General features: G+C 53.8%; 21 protein-coding genes. 14 read left to right on the top strand and 7 right to left on the bottom strand.

Annotated features, from left to right (window positions below):
* Positions 1-36: 36 nt before the first annotated feature.
* Together C1N60_RS21230 and C1N60_RS21225 are read right to left on the bottom strand one after the other, a co-directional pair.
* Complete coding sequence (locus C1N60_RS21230) at positions 37-273, bottom strand: hypothetical protein (protein WP_072208584.1); 237 nt, start codon at positions 271-273, stop codon at positions 37-39.
* A gap of 411 nt (positions 274-684) precedes the next feature.
* Positions 685-1,191 (bottom strand): GNAT family N-acetyltransferase, encoded by a 507-nt coding sequence (locus tag C1N60_RS21225; RefSeq protein WP_394521970.1) that lies wholly within the window; start codon positions 1,189-1,191, stop codon positions 685-687.
* Positions 1,192-1,228: 37 nt separating this feature from the next.
* Between C1N60_RS21225 and C1N60_RS21220 the strand changes: the two genes are divergently transcribed.
* A protein-coding gene (locus C1N60_RS21220; RefSeq protein WP_394520889.1) for an IS3 family transposase occupies positions 1,229-2,376 on the top strand; the annotation gives its coding sequence in 2 pieces (ribosomal slippage) (positions 1,229-1,466 and positions 1,466-2,376; 1,149 coding nt in all).
* Between the two features lie 277 nt (positions 2,377-2,653).
* On the opposite strand, the gene C1N60_RS21215 is transcribed toward C1N60_RS21220, so the two are convergent.
* From C1N60_RS21215 to C1N60_RS21200, 4 genes are all read right to left on the bottom strand, one after another.
* Positions 2,654-3,274: a LysE family translocator gene (locus C1N60_RS21215; RefSeq protein ID WP_104093487.1), complete on the bottom strand. Its 621-nt coding sequence runs from the start codon at positions 3,272-3,274 to the stop codon at positions 2,654-2,656.
* Positions 3,275-3,462: 188 nt separating this feature from the next.
* Positions 3,463-3,900, bottom strand: a complete 438-nt coding sequence (locus C1N60_RS21210) for a VOC family protein (RefSeq protein WP_104093488.1) — start codon at positions 3,898-3,900, stop codon at positions 3,463-3,465.
* A 510-nt stretch (positions 3,901-4,410) separates the two neighbouring features.
* Positions 4,411-4,821, bottom strand: a complete 411-nt coding sequence (locus C1N60_RS21205) for an ASCH domain-containing protein (protein ID WP_058776179.1) — start codon at positions 4,819-4,821, stop codon at positions 4,411-4,413.
* A gap of 153 nt (positions 4,822-4,974) precedes the next feature.
* Positions 4,975-5,877, bottom strand: coding sequence for a DMT family transporter (locus C1N60_RS21200; protein ID WP_394521969.1), 903 nt, complete (start codon positions 5,875-5,877; stop codon positions 4,975-4,977).
* 94 nt (positions 5,878-5,971) lie between these two features.
* Between C1N60_RS21200 and C1N60_RS21195 the strand changes: the two genes are divergently transcribed.
* From C1N60_RS21195 to C1N60_RS21170, 6 genes are all read left to right on the top strand, one after another.
* Positions 5,972-7,306, top strand: a complete 1,335-nt coding sequence (locus tag C1N60_RS21195; RefSeq protein WP_394521968.1) for an aminotransferase-like domain-containing protein — start codon at positions 5,972-5,974, stop codon at positions 7,304-7,306.
* Positions 7,307-7,780: 474 nt separating this feature from the next.
* Entirely contained in the window at positions 7,781-8,767 is a 987-nt protein-coding gene (locus C1N60_RS21190; RefSeq protein WP_031279943.1) for an autoinducer 2 ABC transporter substrate-binding protein, read from the top strand.
* 257 nt (positions 8,768-9,024) lie between these two features.
* On the top strand, positions 9,025-10,545 hold the full coding sequence (locus C1N60_RS21185) for a sugar ABC transporter ATP-binding protein (protein ID WP_394521994.1): 1,521 nt from the start codon (positions 9,025-9,027) through the stop codon (positions 10,543-10,545).
* The gene (locus tag C1N60_RS21180) at positions 10,538-11,527 is read left to right on the top strand and encodes an ABC transporter permease (RefSeq protein ID WP_394521967.1); all 990 of its coding nucleotides are present in this window, start codon (positions 10,538-10,540) and stop codon (positions 11,525-11,527) included. Before C1N60_RS21185 ends, C1N60_RS21180 begins: the two co-directional genes overlap by 8 nt.
* Position 11,528: 1 nt before the next feature.
* Positions 11,529-12,482, top strand: coding sequence for an ABC transporter permease (locus tag C1N60_RS21175; RefSeq protein WP_394521966.1), 954 nt, complete (start codon positions 11,529-11,531; stop codon positions 12,480-12,482).
* A gap of 28 nt (positions 12,483-12,510) precedes the next feature.
* Positions 12,511-14,151, top strand: coding sequence for an FGGY-family carbohydrate kinase (locus C1N60_RS21170; RefSeq protein ID WP_058776185.1), 1,641 nt, complete (start codon positions 12,511-12,513; stop codon positions 14,149-14,151).
* Between the two features lie 55 nt (positions 14,152-14,206).
* Here C1N60_RS21170 and C1N60_RS21165 read toward each other — a convergent pair whose 3' ends face one another.
* Positions 14,207-14,614 (bottom strand): Rid family hydrolase, encoded by a 408-nt coding sequence (locus C1N60_RS21165; RefSeq protein WP_104093494.1) that lies wholly within the window; start codon positions 14,612-14,614, stop codon positions 14,207-14,209.
* Positions 14,615-14,865: 251 nt separating this feature from the next.
* Here C1N60_RS21165 and C1N60_RS21160 point away from each other — a divergent pair, with 251 nt between their 5' ends.
* From C1N60_RS21160 to C1N60_RS21130, 7 genes are all read left to right on the top strand, one after another.
* The gene (locus tag C1N60_RS21160) at positions 14,866-15,804 is read left to right on the top strand and encodes a GlxA family transcriptional regulator (RefSeq protein WP_058758700.1); all 939 of its coding nucleotides are present in this window, start codon (positions 14,866-14,868) and stop codon (positions 15,802-15,804) included.
* A 153-nt stretch (positions 15,805-15,957) separates the two neighbouring features.
* On the top strand, positions 15,958-16,773 hold the full coding sequence (locus C1N60_RS21155; RefSeq protein WP_394521965.1) for an SDR family NAD(P)-dependent oxidoreductase: 816 nt from the start codon (positions 15,958-15,960) through the stop codon (positions 16,771-16,773).
* 56 nt (positions 16,774-16,829) lie between these two features.
* Positions 16,830-17,591 (top strand): SDR family oxidoreductase, encoded by a 762-nt coding sequence (locus tag C1N60_RS21150; RefSeq protein ID WP_021508768.1) that lies wholly within the window; start codon positions 16,830-16,832, stop codon positions 17,589-17,591.
* A 45-nt stretch (positions 17,592-17,636) separates the two neighbouring features.
* On the top strand, positions 17,637-18,839 hold the full coding sequence (locus tag C1N60_RS21145; protein WP_394521964.1) for an MFS transporter: 1,203 nt from the start codon (positions 17,637-17,639) through the stop codon (positions 18,837-18,839).
* Between the two features lie 289 nt (positions 18,840-19,128).
* A complete protein-coding gene (locus C1N60_RS21140) occupies positions 19,129-20,127 on the top strand; it encodes a siderophore ABC transporter substrate-binding protein EitA (protein ID WP_394521963.1) in 999 nt (332 codons plus the stop codon).
* Complete coding sequence (locus C1N60_RS21135) at positions 20,127-21,164, top strand: FecCD family ABC transporter permease (protein ID WP_021508765.1); 1,038 nt, start codon at positions 20,127-20,129, stop codon at positions 21,162-21,164. Before C1N60_RS21140 ends, C1N60_RS21135 begins: the two co-directional genes overlap by 1 nt.
* Complete coding sequence (locus tag C1N60_RS21130) at positions 21,164-21,925, top strand: siderophore ABC transporter ATP-binding protein EitC (protein WP_394521962.1); 762 nt, start codon at positions 21,164-21,166, stop codon at positions 21,923-21,925. The genes C1N60_RS21135 and C1N60_RS21130 overlap by 1 nt, the downstream gene beginning before the upstream one ends.
* Positions 21,926-21,932 lie beyond the last annotated feature (7 nt).

Raw genomic sequence — 21,932 nt, 5'->3', positions numbered from 1 at the left:
TGTCAGTAATATCCGCAGATCGCTCAAAGCTGAAACTCACCAGAGCCAACGCCGTTTTGGCTCTTGCCAGGCCCCCTGCCAAAGGTCAAAACGCTTGAGTTGTTCAAGTTTGTGTAGAACGACATCTTCACCTACGGATGAGAGAGTTCGCTCTGGAATTGAAATGCCGAAAAGGCCTTCAGCAATAGCGAATATTTCACAACCTGATGTCAGTGAGCCCAAAGATTTTTCTATCTTCTTAAGATCAGCTTTTACAATTAACTGAAGTCCCATCAGAATTTAAACTCCACAATTGCTACCTGCTCGAATGCTTCTTTAATCTGGGCCAGGACCAGGTCGGAGATCGATTGTCCTCTGATATCATAGACGACCCGACAAGTTTGAATGTGCGATGGAAGTTGCGATAGTCCATAGGATATTCTGGCAATATTATACGCAATACTGAGTTTTATTGATTCCGGAGATGCCAGGCTGTGGCTGGCTACAAGTATAAACTCTCCATGAACTTCATTAATAAAATCCGGGACGAACATTACACCTCCCTTTTATTACCTTCACCGATTTCTATCAATTGAATGTCTTTACGTCAGAATTTATCATAACAGTTATCCTTCTCAAAAATCGATGTACGTTCTTAGCTCATAGTGGACTTAACATTATGTAGTCAAAAGATGTAACCATGCATCAAGGCTGTCGTTTTAACCTTTTCCATTGCTCGAGAGTCAGAGTGAACATCAGGTTAGCCGGTGGGTCCTCAGGATTGTCTATCCTTTGGTTAAACAACAGACCTGCTTTTTCAAGAACGCGGCGAGAGGCGATATGATTTTCGCGTGTAACTCCGACAATTTCAGGAAGTTTTAGCTCGTCGAATGCATATATTAAAGCGCGACAGGCAAGCTCGGTTGCATAACCTTTCCCCCATGATTCTGGTTCAAACCGGTAGCCCAAATTATTCGTTTGTCGGCCATTGAACTGACTGACAAATACACCTCCAAAGCCAATGATCCTTTCTGGATCCGCCTTTTCAGAAACAGCCCAGTCGTCAAACCCATAACGCTCACGATCTGCGGTTCGCTGCAGGATAACATTACGACTATGCTCAATGTCCCGATGTGGACCCCTCGGGTTAAACGCGTGAGTTCTGATGTCACCGTAAATGCCAAACTGAATCGCCACGGCTTTAACAGACACCTCGGAGTCATTTAAGATGGCTTAAAGAGAGGTGCCCATGAGCGGTAAGCGTTATCCCGAAGAGTTTAAAATCGAAGCAGTCAAACAGGTTGTTGATCGCGGTCATTCTGTTTCCAGCGTTGCAACACGTCTCGATATCACCACCCACAGTCTTTACGCCTGGATAAAGAAGTACGGCCCGGACTCATCCACTAATAAAGAACAGTCAGATGCTCAGGCCGAGATCCGCCGACTCCAGAAAGAGCTGAAGCGGGTTACCGACGAGAGAGACATACTAAAAAAAGCCGCGGCGTACTTCGCAAAACTGTCCGACTGAGGTACGCCTTTATCCGCGACAACCGCCGTTGCTGGCCTGTTCGTTTGCTCTGTCGGGTTCTGGACGTCCATCCGAGTGGATTTTATGTCTGGCTTCAGCAGCCACATTCACAGCGTCACCAGGCAGACCAGATGCTGACCGGGCAGATCAAACAGTTCTGGCTTGCGTCTGGCTGCGTCTATGGTTATCGCAAGATCCATCTGGACCTGCGGGATAGCGGGCAGCAGTGCGGAGTGAACCGGGTCTGGCGGCTGATGAAGCGTGCCGGTATAAAAGCTCAGGTTGGGTACCGTAGCCCACGGGCACGTAAAGGCGAAGCCAGCATCGTGGTACCGAACAGGCTCCAGCGGCAGTTCAATCCGGACTCACCAGATGAGCGTTGGGTGACGGACATAACCTACATCCGAACTCACGAAGGCTGGCTGTATCTGGCCGTGGTGGTTGACCTGTTCTCCCGGAAAGTTGTCGGCTGGTCAATGCAACCCCGCATGACAAAAGAGATTGTCCTGAACGCATTATTAATGGCGGTGTGGAGGCGTAATCCTCAAAAACAGGTACTGGTTCATTCTGATCAGGGCAGTCAATACACGAGCCATGAGTGGCAATCGTTCCTGAAATCACACGGTCTGGAAGGCAGCATGAGTCGTCGCGGTAACTGTCACGACAACGCGGTTGCGGAAAGCTTTTTCCAGCTACTGAAACGCGAACGGATTAAGGAAAAGATCTACGGAACACGGGAAGAAGCCCGCAGTGATATTTTTGATTACATCGAAATGTTTTATAACAGTAAGCGTCGGCATGGCTCGAGCGATCAGATGCCACCAACTGAATACGAAAACAAATATTATCAACGGCTCGAAAGTGTCTAGATTATCCGTGGCGATTCAAACAGCGCATCCAGATCGGACATTACTACTGGTCTGTAAAGCAGCCTTTCTGACTCCCAGTACATTACTCTCTTCATTCCATGTAAGTGATTTGTTTAAACACATTAATATGTGAGACATAGGCTGAGAAGCATTTCTTTGAAACCTTTCAGCACTGATATCAAAAGCTGTCTACCCGGTTTCTCTGTAGGGACCGTATGATGCGGTTGCTGACGTCCGCTTTGTGCCAGAAGCGGACGTTTTCAGCCAGTCCTGCCAGCTATCTTGTGCTCATAGCAAGTTTAGCCGCGAAGCATAAAAATAAGCCCCCTGTTGCTCTGTCCATCATCTGGACAACGCGATTTTTCTTCAAAATAGCTGACGCAAAATGCGTGCTTAAAATGAGTGTGACTGACCATATAGTCCCAATCGCCACGTGGATGCTGACCAGGATAAAAGTCCATATCAAAGGAGAGTGACCGGCAGGTATGAACTGCGGCAAAAAGGAGACATAGAAAATGCCCATTTTAGGGTTTAGCACATTTCCCAACATTCCTCTGATAAACCAGTTCCCCTGAAAACCATTGTCATCATCGCCATCACTGAAAGATGATCGGGGACGTATCAGCAGTTGTAAACCCAGCCAGCTCAGGTAGACCGCGCCACAAACTTTAAGCACCGTATAAGCCATTTCTGAAACCACCAGAAGTGCACCAAGGCCTAATGCGACCAACGCCCCCCATAAAAAACAGCCAGCATCAATGCCAAGCGCAGCGTGAAAAGCCTTTTTGCCGCCCTCTGCACAAGCAGTGCGCAAAATAAGTGCCGTATCAAGGCCGGGGGTCAGGGTAAGTAACAATGCTGCGAGAGAGAATGCGAAGAGAGAATCGTTAACAGTCATTTTCTTTGTCCGAAAGAGCAGATGTTAATCATTTAGTTCCCTGTAATCAATCTAACAAATATCAGTTTTAAGTGTCCGCTTTTCGCTCATAGCGGACCATGCTCCGCGTCTGTCCGCTTTGTGCCAGAAGCGGACTTTGCAAACATCACTGTTTCAATAAGCAGATAACGGGCTATGCCATGTGGACTTCATTGACTGTGCTCCATCAACTCTAGCGTCTGACCATCAGGGCTTTGTAAATATATTACTCTGGTTCCCTTCATGGGGCCTGACAACACTGTCTGAGGTTTACCCGGCGTCTTCCAGCCATAGTCCGATGCTTTGCTCAACAGTGTATCAAGATCTTCAACTGTAAAAGCAAGGTGAGCGTAGCCTGGGATATAAGGTGCTGAAGGTTCTGCTGGCTGCTCTATATTACTATATTGTAGTAATTCAATTTTGATACCAGCCAGTTCAAGCAAAGCCATCCGTACATCAGCTCCCCTTGCACCTGTGACTTCATCGATTATGGGTCCAGACATTTTTCCTTCGCGTATTAATTCACCTCCAAGGATATGAGTCCAGAAGAACACGGAGTCTTCAATGTTTTTAACTGAAAAACCAACGTGATTAACACTTAAGATCATTCGATTACCTGCTGAGTTTCGAAAGTTGACCATTCAACTATATGATAAGCCTGCTTTATTGCTACACACTATATGCGATGGGATTTTTTCCAGGAAAAAGCATTACTGAAATCGGTTTAACTATGCATTTATGATGGATACACAGCATCAGATGGATAGAAACCAGCTCCCGTTGATAAATAAGCAACCATGCTATAAGCCTTAATGCCGTTCAGTTAAGTCCCAAATTCACTTACCGCACATTTCGTAGCGGCGCGATTAATCGCGCCTACTAATAGCAGCACCGTGCCCATCAATGCTTCGCGCAATAAATTGCGCCGCTACAAAAATGTGCCTGCTGTTTACTCTCAATTGATAAGCATTATGCTATAAGCCTGCATTTTTTGTCGATAATAGCTGATGACCGCTTCGCGCTCATAGCAGACATGGACTTGTGCTAAGTCCTCTGTAGGCTAAAAGCGGACATTATTATTGATGGCCGCCGATAAAATGCTGACCTTTTGCCTGATCTTACAGCACTTCCACCACTTCAAATTCTTCAGCAATCAACTCCATATCTTCTGAAAAATGACCTTCACGGCTAAAAAAGCGCTGGTGTTCTTTCTGCCAGAATTCAAGACTTAAATCGCCTTCACCTTCTTTGCGGGCAAACTCTTCTGTAACATCACAAAAACGCACCAGCCGCAGTGAAATCAATCTGATCACACAGACCGGGGTATTCTGACCATCAAGAATAATGTTATAGCTCCCAATCTTCGGAGCAGACTCCTCCTGCTGGTAAGCGGTAAACGATCCGCAGGAAGCTGTTTTGATGCCTTTTTTTACCAGTTCCGCCAGCTTGCTGGCCAGTTCCGCACTGTCACCCATTTGCCAGGCATCTGCGCCAGGATACTTCTTTTTTATTTCCTCAACCGCAAACATGAAAATTCCCTCAATCGTCGGTGAATGAAAAGTTTCATCGTTTATAGCATGAACTGTACCGGTATTAAGAATCAGGCTGATCGTCGCATATTGTGGTTCACTTTTTGCCCAACGCGGACACTTACGTAAATCCAGACGACAGGAGGCTAAGGACTAATCTGCAAACCTGCGCGAGCCAACGACACACAGGATCACGCCGAGCGTTATGAGAATCATCATCGGGCTTACCGTTTCAGACAGTAACGTTGCTGAAAGTCCGAGACCAAAGAATGGCTGCAGCAACTGTAATTGTCCCACAGCGGCGATGCCGCCCGCAGCCAGTCCCCTGTACCAGAAAATGAAACCAATCAGCATACTGAACAGCGATACATATCCCAGTGAAAGCCACGCCTGCAGGCTTATTTCGCCTATGTTCTCAGGCAAGGTCTCCAGGGTGGCAACAAGCATCAGCGGCAGGGAAATAATCAGTGCCCAGCAGATAACCTGCCATCCACCCAATTCACGCGAAAGCTTCGCACCTTCGGCATAGCCGAGGCCACACACAATCACGGAAGCCAGCATCAGAAGATCGCCGGTTACTGATACAGAACCTTTCTGGAGTAGGGCAAATCCCATCACCAGCAGGCTGCCGGCGACTGAAAAAATCCAGAAAGCCAGCCTGGGCCTTTCGCCTCCTCTGACAACGCCGAAAATAGCCGTCGCCATGGGTAGCAGACCGAGGAAGACAATAGAGTGAGCCGAGGTAACGTGCTGCAGCGCCATGGCTGTCAGAAGAGGAAAACCAACCACTACACCTGCAGCAACGACAACCAGAGAAATCAGCTGATGCCGCTGAGGACGAGCCTGACTAAAAAAGAGAATCAGCATAATGGCCAGTACACCGGCAATTGAAGCGCGTGAAAAAGTCAGAAAAAAGGGATCCATTTCCCGCACGGCTATGCGTGTTGCGGGCAAAGAGCCACTGAAGATGATCACGCCGGTCAGCCCGTTCAGCCAACCTGATTTCAGGCCAGAATGTGTATTTTTTACCCTGGTAACTGTCACAACAGACCTCATTAAGTTCGATAAATGATTTAACAGATAACGTTGACAGCCCCCATGCTAAGTACCAGCATCTATGACAATCAAATAATTGTCATAGATACAATTCATGAAAGCTCGATACAAAGTCATCTTGGATGAATTCGCTTCCGCGATACGAACAGGAGGGCTCCTGCCGGGCGCCCGCCTGCCTACCCACAGAGCGCTGTCGGCTGAAAAGCACGTGTCACTGGCAACGGCTACCCGCGTTTACGCTGAGCTGGAAGCCATGGGGCTGGTGAGCGGAGAAACCGGAAGAGGAACATTTGTCAGGGAAATTTCGCTGCCCGCCGGGCTGGGTCTGGATCAGTACGCAGTGGCGTCTGACGTGCTCGATCTGAACTTCAACTATCCTACGCTACCGGACCAGGCGGAACGGTTACGCCAGGCAATGCGACAGCTGGCCACATCTGGCGATCTGGCTTCACTGTTGCGTTACCAGCCGCACGCTGGCAGGCAAAGTGACAGGGAGACAATCGCGTTATGGCTCAATGCCTCCGGCATGACCGCGTCTGCTGATGAGGTTTTGATTGTAAATGGCGCGCAGCACGGTCTTAGCGTTGCTGTTATGGGGCTGCTGAAACCCGGGGATGTGGTGGCTGTAGATGCTCTGACCTATCCTGGCTTCAAAGCCCTGGCCAGCCTCTATCATCTGGAACTGGTGGCGATACCCACTGATGCCAGTGGACCGGACCTGGCGGCATTCAGGCAAATCTGCCAACGCCGGCGCCTGCGCGCGGTGTATACCATGCCAACACTGCATAACCCGCTTGGCTGGGTTATGAATGATGCCCAGCGCAGGGAGCTGGCCCGGATTGCCAGAACGTTCGATCTTCTTATCATCGAAGACGCGGCCTATGCATTTCTTGTCCGTCGTCCACCGCCGCCGCTTGCCACTTATGCGCCCGAAAGAACCGTTTATGTTACCGGTTTTGCTAAAAGTGTTGCTACTGGACTGCGCGTCGGTGCCGTGGTGTGTCCCGCTGAAATGCGAATCGCCCTGGAGCGAGCCATCAGGGCAATGACCTGGAATACTCCCTCCCTCATGGTTTCGATTGTCTGCGACTGGATTAAAGATGGCACACTTAAACGCTTTGAGGCGCTGAAAAGACGGGACGCGCGTCACCGGCAGGCGCTGGCGCGCAAAATACTTGTTAACAGTGAATGGGTAAGCCATGCCAACGCTTACTTTATCTGGTTATCACTGCCTCAGGAAGTGAGGGCTGACAGGCTTGTCCATCGATTGATGCAGCAAAATATCTCTGTTTCCACAGCAGAGCCCTTCAGCACCTCAAACTGTGTGCCGCATGCTATTCGTCTGGCTCTTGGCTCAGTCACGATGAGTCAGCTGAGCGAGGCCCTGGCGAAAATTAAAGAGGCTATTGAGTATGAGATTGATCTTTGAGCGCTGTCCGCTCCTCGCTCATAAGGAATTATAGCTGCGTGCATGTCCGAACTGCCTCTGGTGCGGAGGTGGTTTCATCGTGCCCGGGCATCTGTACAGGCAGTGCAAAACCTCTTCGCCTGCTCCCGTGACGCTGTTCACAATCCGTGCAATTTAAAAGACATCGCGGTGACTTTGCAGTCATAAAACCCGTTGCGGAGTGTTTTAAATGTATCATTATTGTTAATTAATAGATCTTTTAATGTTGTAAAATGGCAGCAGAAGCTATCATAAAGCTCAAAATCGTGCCACAATCTTCTCTAAATTAACCATTATTTAACATATATTATTATAAAATTTAACATTTTTGGGCTTTTCTCACATTTCCTTCACATCTGCGCGAAAACCTATGTACCGGTAAGTTAATCTCTGAGCGTGAATTAAATAGCAACCGCCTGTTCCCTAATATCAGAACCTCATCAGAAAGGTACCAAAATGAAATTTAACCTCGCATTAGTCAGTGCATGTGTGGTTTCAGCGTGCATGTTATTCACAACACCCTCATTCGCTGCCAAACCTTACGATATCGCCGTGGTGGCCAAAGTTACCGGTATTCCGTGGTTCACCCGCATGGAAGTCGGCGTAAAAGAAGCCGCGCAGAAACTGGATGTCAACGCCTATCAGGTTGGCGCCTCGACGCCCGATCCGGCGCAGCAGGTCAAGGTGATTGAAGATCTGATTGCCAAAAAAGTTGACGCCATCATTGTGGTGCCAAACGATGCCAAAGTACTGGAGCCGGTACTGAAAAAAGCGCGCGACCAGGGCATCGTGGTATTAACCCATGAATCGCCGGACCAGCAAATTGGTCAGTGGGATGTCGAAACCATCGACAGCCAGAAATATGCGGAAGCCAATATGGACGAGCTGGCAAAAGATATGGGTGGCAAAGGCGGTTATGCCATTTATGTCGGCTCTTTGACCGTGCCATTACATAATGCGTGGGCCAATGCGGCGATCAAATATCAGAAAGAAAAATACCCGGACATGCATGAAGTCACGTCACGCCTGCCGGTGGCAGAAAATATTGATAAATCATACTCCACCACGCTGGATTTAATGAAAACCTATCCTGATCTGAAAGGGATTATCGGCTTCGGCTCGCTCGGTCCGATCGGTGCCGGTCAGGCGGTTCAGCAGAAGCGCGCGAAAAATAAGATCGCGGTTGTCGGTATCGCTATGCCGGCTCAGGCTGCGCCATATCTGATGCGCGGTGACATCAAAAAAGTCCTGCTGTGGGATCCAAAAGATGCCGGTTACGCTCTGGTTTCGGTTGCCGATCAGCTGCTGCAGGGTAAAGAAGTCACTAAAGACCTGAGCATTGAAGGTCTGGGCAAAGCCGACGTCGATATGGATAAGAAAGTGATTCGCTTTAATAAAATTCTCGAAGTAACGCCAGAGAATGCGAAATCACTTGGCTTCTGATCAGAATGTTTAACACCTTAATTTAACGGAGATAGTTTATCTCCAGCGCCACACCAGGCAAATAGAAACAGATACGGCGTTGTATGTTGTGCTGTATCTGAACTTCTACTCAGAGATTGAAAACATATACCCTGAATAATTCGCGTCAGGCGCGGCGAAAGTCAGTGAAATTCGATGAGATATAAATAAATGATTCGGATAAGCGAGCATCGCCAACACCCGGCTGGAAATAGGATGGGCAGGCTTAAGGATCTATGATGAATACGCTCAGCACGTCCCCCGCCAATGCTGAGGCCTTTATCAGCCTCGAAAAAATCAGTAAAAAGTTCCCCGGCGTATTAGCACTGGATAATGTCAGCCTGACGCTGAATAAAGGTGAGGTGCATTGTCTGGCCGGGCAGAATGGCTGCGGCAAAAGCACCATAATTAAAGTCATTTCCGGGGTTTATCAACCGGAAAAGGGCGCGGCCATTACGCTGGACGGAAAACTTTTTCATACCCTGACGCCACAGCTGTCTTCTTATTACGGCATTCAGGTTATTTATCAGGATTTGTCGTTATTTCCCAATCTGTCAGTCGCCGAAAATATCGTTATTCACCGCTATTTACCGGGCGGTGATTTCTGGGTACATCGCGAGTCAATGCGCAAAAAAGCACTGGCGGCGATGCAACGGGTCGGCGTTGCTCTGGATCCGGATCGTAAAGTTGAAAAGCTGTCGATCGCCGACCGCCAGTTAGTGGCAATATGCCGTGCCATCGCTGCTGACGCCAGCCTGGTGATTATGGATGAACCGACGGCGTCACTGACCCGCAGCGAGGTGAATGGTTTGCTGCGGGTGGTGAATGAACTCAAAGCCGCCGGTATCTGCGTGGTGTTCGTCAGTCACCGTCTCGATGAAGTGATGGAAGTGGCCGATCGTATCAGCGTGATGCGCGACGGCAAACTGGTCGGCACCTATCCGGCCAGTGAACTCGACAGCCATGAACTGGCGTTCCTGATGACCGGGCAGCGCTTCACCTATAGCCATCTACCGCACCGGGCGCCGGCCGATGTGACGCCACTGCTGGAAATCAGCCAGCTGAGCCGCAAAGGGCAGTATCAGAATATTTCGCTGTCGCTGCGCCAGGGAGAAATTACGTCGATTATCGGCCTGCTCGGTTCGGGCCGCACGGAACTCTGTCTGAGCCTGTTTGGCATGAGCCAGCCGGACAGCGGAGAGATCCGCATTAACGGCAAGGTGGTGAAATTCCACTCTAACCGCGACGCCATTCGTCACGGCATCGCCTATGTGTCGGAAGACCGGCTGACGCAGGGGCTCATCATGGATCAATCCATTTATGACAACACGCTGGTATCAATTTTCGACAAGCTGCATACCGGCGCCGGATTGATGGATCACCGCAAAGCCGCGGCGGTGGTTAAAGATCTGATCCGTGACCTGAACATTAAAGTTCCGGACAGCAGTTTACCGGTTAAAACGCTCTCCGGCGGTAATGCACAACGTATCGCCATCGCCAAATGGGTGGCGACGCGGCCCCATATCCTGATCCTCGATTCACCAACGGTAGGGGTGGATATTGCCAATAAAGAAGGCATTTACCGCATTGCCCGCGATCTGGCGGAATCCGGCATGGCGGTGCTGATGATTTGCGATGAAATCCCGGAAGCGTATTACAACAGCCATCGCGTGCTGGTAATGCGCAAAGGCGAACTGGTAGCGGAGTTCGCGCCGCACCAGAGCAGCGAAGCGCAGATTGCGGAGGTAATTAATGGGTAACAAATTGCTATCGAAACTGTTTACCCAGCACGAATTCTGGCTGGGATTACTGGTGCTGCTGCTGGTGGTGGGTCTGAGCGCCAGCAGCAGTGAATTTATGACGCTGGGTAACCTGACTGACGTCGCCACCAGCTATGCCATTCTGGGCATTCTGGCCTGTGGTCTGTTTGTGGTGCTGATAGCCGGCGGCATCGACATCTCCTTTCCCGCCGTCACCTCCATCGGTCAGTACGTGATGGCGAGCTACATCATTCATCACGGTGGCAGCTTTCCGCTGGCGTTTGCCATGTCGATGGGGATCGGGTTGCTGCTCGGCCTGGTCAACGGTTTTCTGGTGTACTGGCTGCGCGTGCCGGCCATCATTATCACCATCGCGACGCTCAACCTGTTTTACGGTTTGCTGGTGTATCTGACTAACGGTACCTGGTTGTACGGTTTCCCCGACTGGTTTATGAACGGGATCAGCTGGTTCTCCTTCACCGCCGCCGACGGTTACGACTATGGCCTGACCCTGCCGCTGCTTTGCCTGCTGGGGGTGATCATCGTTACCGGCGTCCTGATGAATCGCACCCGCGTGGGCCGCCAGATTTACGCCATGGGCAGCAACCGTGACGCCGCATCGCGTCTCGGTCTGAACATCCTGCGACTGCATTTTTACGTTTACGGTTTTATGGGATTGCTGGCGGGTATTGCTGCCGTGGTACAGGCGCAAATTACCCAGTCGGTGGCACCTAATTCCCTGCTCGGTTATGAACTGACGGTGCTGGCGGCGGTGGTATTAGGCGGCACCAGCATGACCGGCGGGCGCGGCTCGCTAACCGGCACCATTCTGGGCGTGATGCTGCTGGCCTTCCTGCAAAATGGCATGACCCTGCTGAGCATTTCATCTTACTGGCATCAGGTGTTCAGCGGCGCGATCATTCTGGTCAGCATTAGCAGCACCGCGTGGAACGAAAAACGCAAACTGGCGAAGGGGATGTGACATGACGACGTTAAACCGATTCTTCCCCGGCGACCGCATCATCCGTTTGCAGTTGCTGATCATTGTGGCCGTTGCCGTGCTGTTCTCCTTTACGCTGGGTGGCCGTTTTTACAGCGTCGGCAATTTCCAGTCGATCTCCTCGCAGTTACCGATTCTGGGCATGCTGGCGCTGGGGATGGGCATTACCATGCTGACCGGCGGGATCAACCTTTCGATCATTGCCGGTGCCAACGCGTGTTCGCTGGTGATGGCGGCGATTCTGGTGGCGCATCCGAACCAGCCGGAATATGTCGCACTGGCGCTGCTTGCGGGTCTGGGTGTGGCGCTGGTGATTGGGGTGCTCAATGGCGCGCTGATCGCCTTTATCGGGGTTTCACCGATTCTGGCGACCCTCGGCACCATGACACTGATCGCCGGACTGAATATTCTGCTGACCAACGGCGCGGTCATTTCCGGCTTCCCGCCGGTAATTCAGTACCTCAGCAACGGCAGCCTGCTGGGTATCCCGGTCGCCCTGGTGTTATTCCTGCTGGTGGCGCTGCTGCTGTGGGTGTTTCTGGAACACACTACGCTCGGCCGCAGCTTGTATCTGATGGGGTCCAGCGAGCAGGCGACGCGGTTCAGTGGGGTCAACACGCATAAAGTCACCATCGCAGTATATGTGCTTTCTGCTCTGCTGGGGTGGGGCGCGGCACTGCTGATGATGTCCAAATTTAACTCGGCACAGGCTGGCTACGGCGACTCCTATTTGCTGGTGACCATTCTGGCCTCGGTGCTTGGCGGCATTAACCCTGACGGCGGTTTTGGCCGGGTGATCGGGCTGGTGCTGGCGCTCATCGTACTGCAAATGCTGGAAAGCGGCCTGAACCTGATGGGCGTCAGTAGTTACCTGACCATGGCGCTGTGGGGTTGTGTCCTGATCCTGTTTATCGCTCTGCAAAACAGAAAATCATAAGCGAAAGCTTTTCAAGAAAGGAAAGAACATGGCGAGTTATTTTATTGGCGTCGACGTAGGAACCGGCAGCGCCCGCGCGGGCGTCTTCGACATGACTGGCCGTATGCTCGGCCAGGCCAGCCGGGAGATCACGCTCTACCGCCCGAAAGCTGATTTTGTTGAGCAATCCTCTGATGAGATCTGGCAGTCCGTGTGTAACGCGATTAAAGACGTGGTCAGTCAGGCGGATATCAACCCGATTCAGGTGAAAGGCATCGGTTTTGACGCCACCTGTTCGCTGGTGGTGCTGGATAAAGAAGGCAAACCGCTGACCGTCAGCCCGACCGGGCGCAGCGAGCAGAACATTATTGTCTGGATGGATCACCGCGCGATCACGCAGGCAGAACGCATCAATGCCACCGGCCATCGCGTGCTGGAGTTTGTTGGCGGGATTATCTCGCCGGAAATGCAGACCCCCAAACTGCTGTGGCTGAAACAGCACATGCCGACCACCTGGAGCAACGTCGGACATCTGTTCGACCTGCCGGATTTTCTCACCTGGCGCGCCACCCAGGATACTACGCGATCGCTGTGCTCAACCGTCTGCAAATGGACCTATATCGGCCATGAAGACCGCTGGGATCCGAGCTATTTCCGCCAGATTGGCCTGGAGGATTTACTGGAAAACAACGCGGCAAAGATCGGCAGCGAAGTGAAAACCATGGGTGAGCCGCTGGGGCATGGCCTGACGCAGCGCGCTGCCGCAGAGATGGGGTTAATGGCGGGCACGGCGGTCAGCGTTTCGATTATTGATGCGCACGCCGGCAGCCTCGGTATTCTCGGTGCCAGCGGCGCATCTGGCGAATCAGCGGATTTTGACAACCGCATTGCGCTGATTGGCGGCACGTCCACGGCCCATATGGCGATGTCGCGCAGCGCGCGCTATATCGGCGGCATCTGGGGGCCGTACTATTCGGCGATTTTGCCGGATTACTGGCTGAACGAAGGCGGGCAATCTACCACCGGCGCGCTGATTGACCATGTGATTCAGTCGCATCCGTGTTATCAGGATCTGCTTAAGCAGGGTAAAGACAGCGGCAAAACCATCTATGAGGTACTCAACGGCATTCTGCGCAAGATGGCGGGTGAACCCGAGAATATTGCCTTCCTGACCAAAGACATTCATATGCTGCCGTATTTCCACGGCAACCGCTCACCGCGTGCCAATCCGACCCTGACCGGCACGCTGACTGGCCTGAAACTGTCACGCACACCGGAAGATATGGCGCTGCATTATCTCGCCACCATCCAGGCGCTGGCGCTTGGCACTCGCCACATTATTGAAACCATGAACCAGAGTGGTTACTGCATTGATACCATTATGGCCAGCGGGGGCGGCACCAAAAATCCCATCTTTGTACAGGAGCACTCCAACGCGACGGGCTGCGCGATGCTGTTGCCGGAAGAGAGTGAAGCCATGTTGCTCGGCAGCGCCATGATGGGCACCGTGGCGGCGGGCGCGTACGACTCTTTGCCCGAAGCGATGGCCGCCATGAGCCGCATCGGTAAGACCATCACGCCGCAGACCAACAAAATCAAAGAGTATTACGACCGTAAATACCGCGTATTCCATGAGATGTACCACGACAGCATGAAATACCGGCAGCTGATGCAGGGAAAAACTGAATAAATGCTGAAGAAGCAGGGCTGTAATCACAGCCCTGTTACGGAAGCGGCGGTTGCGGTTATTTTTGCCCATCCGCCTGAAGCACCCTTTTCGCCACAATCCGCATTTCCACCAGGGCGTTTTCCGGAATGAAATCTGATACGCCGATGGCAGACCATGCCGGGTAGGGGGCTTTGATATACACATCTTTGACCTTAGAAAATATCCCGATATGTTTTTTAAGATCGATATGAAAGGTGGTCATCTCCAGTATATGTTCATAGCCCAGTCCGGCAGCGTTTAAATACACACCCAGCTTATAAAACGCATCATGGAATTGTTCTTCAGGATGGGTACTTATCGGTTTGTCTTTCCGCGCTGCCGTTACCCCGGAAAGATACAGGGTGCCATCGGCTTCGATAACGGGAGAGAAGTGCCAGTCATGGTAATAGTGCTGAAATTCTTCAGGAACGATCGATTTTTTCATGGTTTTTTCTCTGGTTGATGACCTGGGCAATGGCCGCTTGTTTAAAACCCTATGCCTGGCGAACTGCCCGATCGGGTACTCTTAACATAAAACGGCGCAGAAGATCCGCAGCAGGTCGGTGTCATCGCCTTTTTTATTTTTCCGCAGGTGATACCGCTGAGGGAAAACGGGTTATTGTCATGGCTCACCCTGCTTAACATCAGGCCGGACACAGTGTGGCAGACGGTGCCGGACGACTGAAGGAGACGATGATGCACCGGGTAGGTTTACTGATTTCCGATCATTTCCAGGTTCTGGGATTATCCACGCTGAGCATTTTTGAGTTTGCCAATCAGGTAAACGGCGAACCGTTTTACCACTGCACGGTTTATTCAGAGCGCGGTGGCGCGGTGCAGTCCTCTTCAGGCTTCGGCGTGGACAGCCAGCCGATTCATGCAGAGATGGAAATGGATACCTGGCTGGTCGCAGGCGTAATGACGCCGCTGGAGCTGCCGGCCACAGCGGGCATCGTTGATTTTCTGCAGGTGCACGCACCCCGGGCCCGCCGGGTGGCCGGGATCTGTACCGGCGCATTCGTGCTGGGGCAGGCCGGTCTGTTATCGGAGCGCCGCGCCACTACGCACTGGGTACATGCCCAGAGTCTGCAACTGCTGCACCCGACGACGCGGATAGAAGAAGACCGCATCTTTATTATTGACGATCACATCTGGACCTCGGCAGGACTTACCGCCGGGCTGGATATGGCACTGGGAATGGTGGAGAAAGATCTCGGTGCCGAAGTGGCGCGCAGCGTGGCACACCTGCTGGTCATGCATCACCGCCGCTCCGGCGGACAGACGCAGCACTCTGAGATGCTGATGCTCTCTCCGCGCAGCGACCGGCTGCAGTCGGCGCTGGAATATGCGCGCAACAATCTCAGCAAAGCGCTGACCATCGAAGACCTTGCGGATGCGGTTCACCTCAGCGCGCGGCAGCTCAGCCGCCTGTTCCGTTCTGAGACGGGCAAGTCGCCGGCCAAAGCCATTGAGGGATTACGACTGGAAAACGCCCGCTTGCTGATCGAGCAGAGCAGGTTGCCGATGGAGGTGATAGCCCGTGAATCCGGCTTCCGCGACCGCCGCCACATGCGTGAGGTCTTCATTCGCGGTTACGGCATTCCGCCGCAGTCGCTGCGCACCGGTAAAGCCTGACCGACCTTTCCCCCCATTACTTCTCTTCCCGATCATGGTGTCCGGATTTCCGTCCATCATGATGTCCGAAATCACGACCTTTCTCGTCAGCCGCGCCGGTGCGCGACTGCGTACTATGAATTCACCAACCCGATAACTGACAAGGTGAATATCATGACGCAGCAAACACACACCAACCGCGGCACTGCCGTTGTCACCGGTGCCTCTACCGGTATGGGCGCACTGTACGCCGGCCGCCTGGCACGCATGGGCTATGACCTGATCATCGTGGCCCGCAATCACAACCGCCTGAACCAGCTGGCTGAACACATCACTACCGACAGCGGCCGCAGCGTGGAAGTCATCACCGCGGACCTGGCCGATGCCGCACAGCTGAACGCGCTGGAAGCGAAGCTGCGTCAGGACGCGAGCATTACGCTGCTGGTGAATAACGCCGGCATCGGCACCCATACCCCATTGCTGGACAGCGACGTGGCGCAGATGAACGCCATGATAAATCTCAACGTCATCGCGCTGACCCGCCTGACCTATGCGCTGGTGCCAGGCATGGTGGCGCGCGGACGCGGCGCCATCATCAACATCGCCTCGATCGTCAGCATTGCGCCTGAGCTGCTGAACGGTGTTTACGGCGGCAGCAAGGCTTACGTGCTGGCGTTCAGTCAGTCGCTGCACCATGAACTGGCCGGTAAGGGGATTCAGGTGCAGGCCGTACTGCCTGGCGCTACCGCGACGCCGTTCTGGGATAACGGCGGTCTGCCGGTTGACCAGCTTGACCCGAACATCGTCATGAGCGCGCAGGAGATGGTTGATGCGGCGCTCACCGGCTTCGCCCGCGGCGAGCTCATTACCATTCCGTCCCTGCAGGACGAAGCGCTCTGGACCCGCTATGAGCAGGCGCGTCAGGCCATGATGCCGCACCTCGGCAGCGACGCGCCGGCTGAACGCTATCGGCCCGTCTCTGTGCACTGAACGCCCCCTTATTCAGAATCGCAATCCTAATAACTGTCCCATTAAGGAATCAGATCATGAAACTGACCGATAACACCATCTTCATCACGGGCGGCACTTCTGGCATCGGCCGCGCAATGGCAGAAAAATTTCATCAGCTGGGCAACCAGGTGATTATCTCCGGACGCCGCGAGGCGCTGCTGCAGGAAGTCACCGCCGCCAGTCCGGGCATGGACTATGTGGTGCTGGACGTCACGCGCGCCGACAGCATTCAGGCCGCCGCACAGAGCGTGCTGGAACGCTATCCGGCCCTGAACGTGGTCATCAATAATGCTGGCATCATGCCGTTTGATAATGCGGCGGGCGAACTGGATGACGCGCAGGCGGTGACGCTGCTCAACACCAACATTCTGGGCCCGGTGCGCGTCAGTGCAGCTTTCATCGAACACCTGAAGCAGCAGCCGGACGCGGTGCTGATTAACAACAGCTCGGTGCTGGCCTTCCTGCCGCTGGCGACCAACGCACTTTACTCGGCCACCAAGGCCGCGATTCACTCCTATACCCTGTCGCAGCGCTTCCTGCTGCGTGATACCGGCGTGCAGGTCATCGAAATTTCACCGCCGTGGGTGGATACCGATCTGATTTATAAAAGCGGCGACCCGCGCGCCATGCCGCTGGACGCCTTCATCAGCGAGACGTTTGAAAAGCTGGGTACCGACACCATCGAAGCCATTGTCGACCGCGTGCTGCCGGTGCGCGATAACCCGGGCGCGAACGAGCATACGCTGGTGAATCAGTTCAACCAGTCCGTGGCGGATAACCCGATTCCTGTTCAGTAAACATTTCAGGGGCAGCGCCCCTGAAGTTTATGCCGGAGAGAAATAATGAACGCTGTCATCACCTCTTCCCAGCGCCGCGCGCTGCGTGCGCTGAGCATTGCCTACTTCGTACAGGCTACCGGCGCGCTCTCTGTGGCTGGTAGTCTGCCCGCCATATCCGCTGCCTGGCAGCTGACTGATGCGCAGAGTGCGCGCTTACTGAGTGTTTTCGGACTGACCTTCGCGCTGGCGGCTCCGCTGGTACAGGTGCTGTTTGGTCACCTGCGCCGTCGCCGGCTGGTGCTCACCGGCATTGCACTGTTTAGCCTGGGCGCCTTCGCGTTTGTGCTGTCGCCGGGCTACAGCGCACTGCTCGCCTCGCGCATCCTGATGGGCGCCGGCGCCGGGTTCATCGGTCCGGTGCTGGTTGCGCTGGGCTCTGAGCTGGTCCAGGAGCAGCAGCGCGGTCGGGCCATCGGCATGGTGCTGCTCGGGGTATCGATGGCAAGCCTTGCCGGTATTCCGCTCGCCGCCTGGGTAGCCAGCCTGTGGGGTGCGAAAGCCCTGTTTGTGCTGGTCGGATTGCTGAGTCTGCTGAGCGGGCTGAACATTTTGCTGACGGTGCCGGATGACAGTGCCGGGACGCGCATCCGCCGGCGTGAGATGGCCGGCGTGCTGGCCGATGGCAAATACCTGACGGCTTTCCTGGTGGTGTTTTTTATTACTTCCGGCGTTTACAGCTTCTACGCTTTTATCGCGCCGCTCATTCGCGACACTTACACTGGGGGCACGCATGCGGTCTCCGCAGCGCTGGCCGTGCTGGGCGTTGCCGGCGTGCTGGGCAATCTCTGGGTCACCCGCGCGGCGACACGCTTTACCGCTGAGAAGCTGCTGCTGAGCGGCATGACGCTGCTCATCGTCGATACGGCGCTTATCGCCGTGCTGCCGAAAGCGCTGGGCGTGCTGCTGGCGGCACTGGTGGTCTGGGCGTTTGCCACCGATCTGCTCTGGCCCAGCCAGCAGCGCCGGATCGTCGAGCTGGCATCAGTCCGCCATCGCGGCATTGCGCTAGCGCTGACCAGTGCCTTCATGTTTGGTGGTATCGGCTTTGGCTCGGCGGTCGCATCATGGATATATCCACTGGCTGGCTTTTACGGGCTGATCGGCATGTCGGTGGCCTTTATTCTGCTGGCGATGCTCAGTCTGCAGCTGTCAGAAAAGCGCAGGCAACCGGTAAACATCGCTGAGTGCGGTCAGCGTCAGGCCTGAATCGGTGGACGCCTCTAACCCGGTGCCGCGAAGCGAATCCTGGCCTGGCATGCTCTGCGTATTAAATACGTGACGCCAGCAGGGAAGGGGACCGGCTGGCTGCGGGCAGGCTTTTACAGAACGTCCGGTATGCGATCCTGGCAGGGCCATGACGATGATAACTCAGGGAAACAATCTCCCGTTGACACCTTAAAGTGCCCATTGTATAAAAGCCCGCTTCGTTAATGAGTTTCATTTGCATTAAAGCGGCGCGGGCTTCTCAAAACAATATCAATGGGGATAGGGGTTAATGAAAAAGGTCATCTGCACGTTATGTTTGGTGTTTGCATCGGTTAGTTCTGCGCTAGCGACCACCTATCCTCTCACGATTGAAAACTGCGGCTATAAAGAGACCTTCACCAAACCGCCTGAGCGCGTGGTGGCGCTGGGGCAAAATACCGCAGAAATTTTGCTGCTGCTCGGCCTGCAGGATAAGGTCATCGCCAGTGCGTTCTGGCCAACCAAAGTGTTGCCACAGCTGGCCGAACAGAATGCAAAAATCAAAACGCTGACGGTTGAAATCCCCACCCTTGAATCCGTGCTGGCGCAAAACCCGGACTTCGTTCCTGCCCAGACGCCGCTGCTGCTGGGACCCGAGAGCAAGGTGGCAAAACGCGAAGATTTAATCACCCTTGGCGTAAACAGTTATGTGTCGCCAGGAATGTGCGCCACCAAAAAAGCCGCAGGGGATATGTATGGCAGTCGCCAGCAGTTGTGGGATATGACGTACCTGTATCAGGAGATTCAGGACTTCGCCAAAATTTTCAACGTGGAAGATCGTGGCCAGGCGGTGATTGCCGATTTCAAAAAGCGTGAAGCGGCACTGCGTCAGGAGTTTGGTAGCAGCAAGAAAGATCTCTCGTTTGTGTTTTGGTTCTCAAGCTCGTCACCGTCTGCAGATGCCTATGTGGGCGGTAAAAACAGTCCATCCGGATTCATCGCTAACGTACTGGGCGGGCACAACGCCATCACGTCAGAAACCGAATGGCCGACGGTCAGCTGGGAGAGCATCATTGCTGCCAATCCGGATGTGATCGTGGTTTCCAGCCTGGATCGTAATCGCTGGGCGCTGGATAAAGCCGAAGAGAAAATCAAATTCCTGAAAAGCGATCCCGCTGTCAGCCAACTTGATGCGGTGAAAAAAGCCCACATCGTGGTGATGGACGGCCAGGCGATGAACCCGACCATCCGCACGATCTACGGGGCCGAACAAGTGGGTGAGCAGCTGAGAAAACTGGAACTGAACTGATGACCATCGCCGTTGTTCAGGCGCGACAGGGGCTGTTCCTGACCGCCTCGCTGGTGGCTGCCGTGGCGTTATTATTGCTGGTGATTGCGACCGGTGTCAGCGTCGGAGAGCTGTCGATCCCGCTAAAAAGCGTCTTTTATGCCATCAGTAATAAAATGGGGCTCACGCACGTTCCCCTGAGCCGCATCTACGAAAGTGTGATTTGGGACTTTCGCCTCAGCCGGGCGCTGGTGGCGGCGTGCTGTGGCGCCGGGTTAGCGATTTGCGGTGCCGTTTTGCAGAGCCTGCTGAAGAATGCGCTGGCTGAGCCTTATGTGCTCGGTGTCTCTGCCGGTGCCTCCACCGGGGCGGTTTCTGTCGTGGTGTTGGGCATCGGCAGCGGGGCCGTCTCGTTGTCGGCGGGAGCCTTCGCCGGCGCCTTCACTGCCTTTGCCTTTGTCGCTTTTCTGACGAAAGGGGCACGCGGCGGTAATGAACGCACCATCCTGGCTGGCGTTGCGGCTTCCCAGCTGTTTAATGCCATCACCGCTTACACCATCAGCACCTCTGCCAGTGCGCAGCAGGCACGCGATGTGATGTTCTGGTTGCTGGGCAGCTTCAGTGGCGTGCGCTGGCCGGAACTCCAGCTGGTTCTGGTGGTGGTGACCATCGGACTGGCCATTTGCCTCTACTATTCCCGGGCGCTGGATGCGTTCACCTTTGGTGACGATGCGGCTGCCTCGCTGGGTATTGCGGTGCCTCAGGTGCGCCTTGCGCTCTTTATCACCACCGCGCTTATCACCGCCACCATCGTCAGCATGGCCGGTTCGATTGGTTTTATTGGCCTGGTGGTGCCGCATGTCATGCGTTTCTTCTTTGGTCCGCTGCATCGCACATTGCTGATTGCCAGCGCACTGGCCGGTGCCATTCTGATGGTGCTGGCAGATATTGCTTCACGCCTGCTGATTGCCCCGCAAAGCCTGCCGGTGGGCGTGGTGACCGCGCTGGTTGGCGTACCATTCTTTGCGGTGATTATCTGGCGTTCGGGGAATAAATAATGAGTATCTCCGCTGACAACATTAGCTGGAAGGTCGGAAAAAAGGTCATCGTCGATAACGTATCGCTGCACATTTCCCGTGGTGAAACGGTAGGGCTGATCGGTCCAAACGGCTGCGGTAAATCTTCCCTCCTGCGCATCCTTGCCGGCCTGCGGCGCCCGGATGCCGGCTGTGTGATGCTGGACGGGCAAAATATCGCCCGCATCGCCCGCAAACAGCTTGGCCGCCGGGTGGCATTCGTCGAGCAGCATGGCATGACCGACGCCAATATGCGTGTGCGCGATGTGGTGAAACTGGGGCGCATTCCGCATCATTCGCCATTCTCCAACTGGAGCGCGCACGATGACGAGACCGTGACGGCTGCTCTGCAGCGCGTGGACATGCTGGAGAAAAGTGAGCAGGGATGGCTGAGTCTCTCCGGTGGCGAACGTCAGCGTGTGCACATTGCCCGCGCACTGGCGCAAACGCCGAGCGAAATTCTGCTGGACGAACCGACCAACCATCTGGATATCCATCACCAGATGCAATTAATGCAGCTGATCAGCGAGTTACCTGTTACCAGCATTGTCGCCATCCACGATCTTAACCACGCATCGATGTTCTGTGATTCGCTGATCGTGATGCAGAACGGTCAAATCATCGCAACCGGCACGCCGCAGGATATCCTGACCGAGGCGCTGCTTTGGCAGGTATTCCGGGTGGAAACCAAAATTGAGATCTCCCGCTTTCATGGCAAGAAGCACATTCATTTCATTCTTTAGGGTCAGG

The organism is Pantoea sp. SGAir0184 (genome assembly GCF_043544755.1).
The sequence above is the reverse complement of the archived record's forward strand: the minus strand, read 5'-3'. Positions and strand labels throughout refer to the sequence as shown.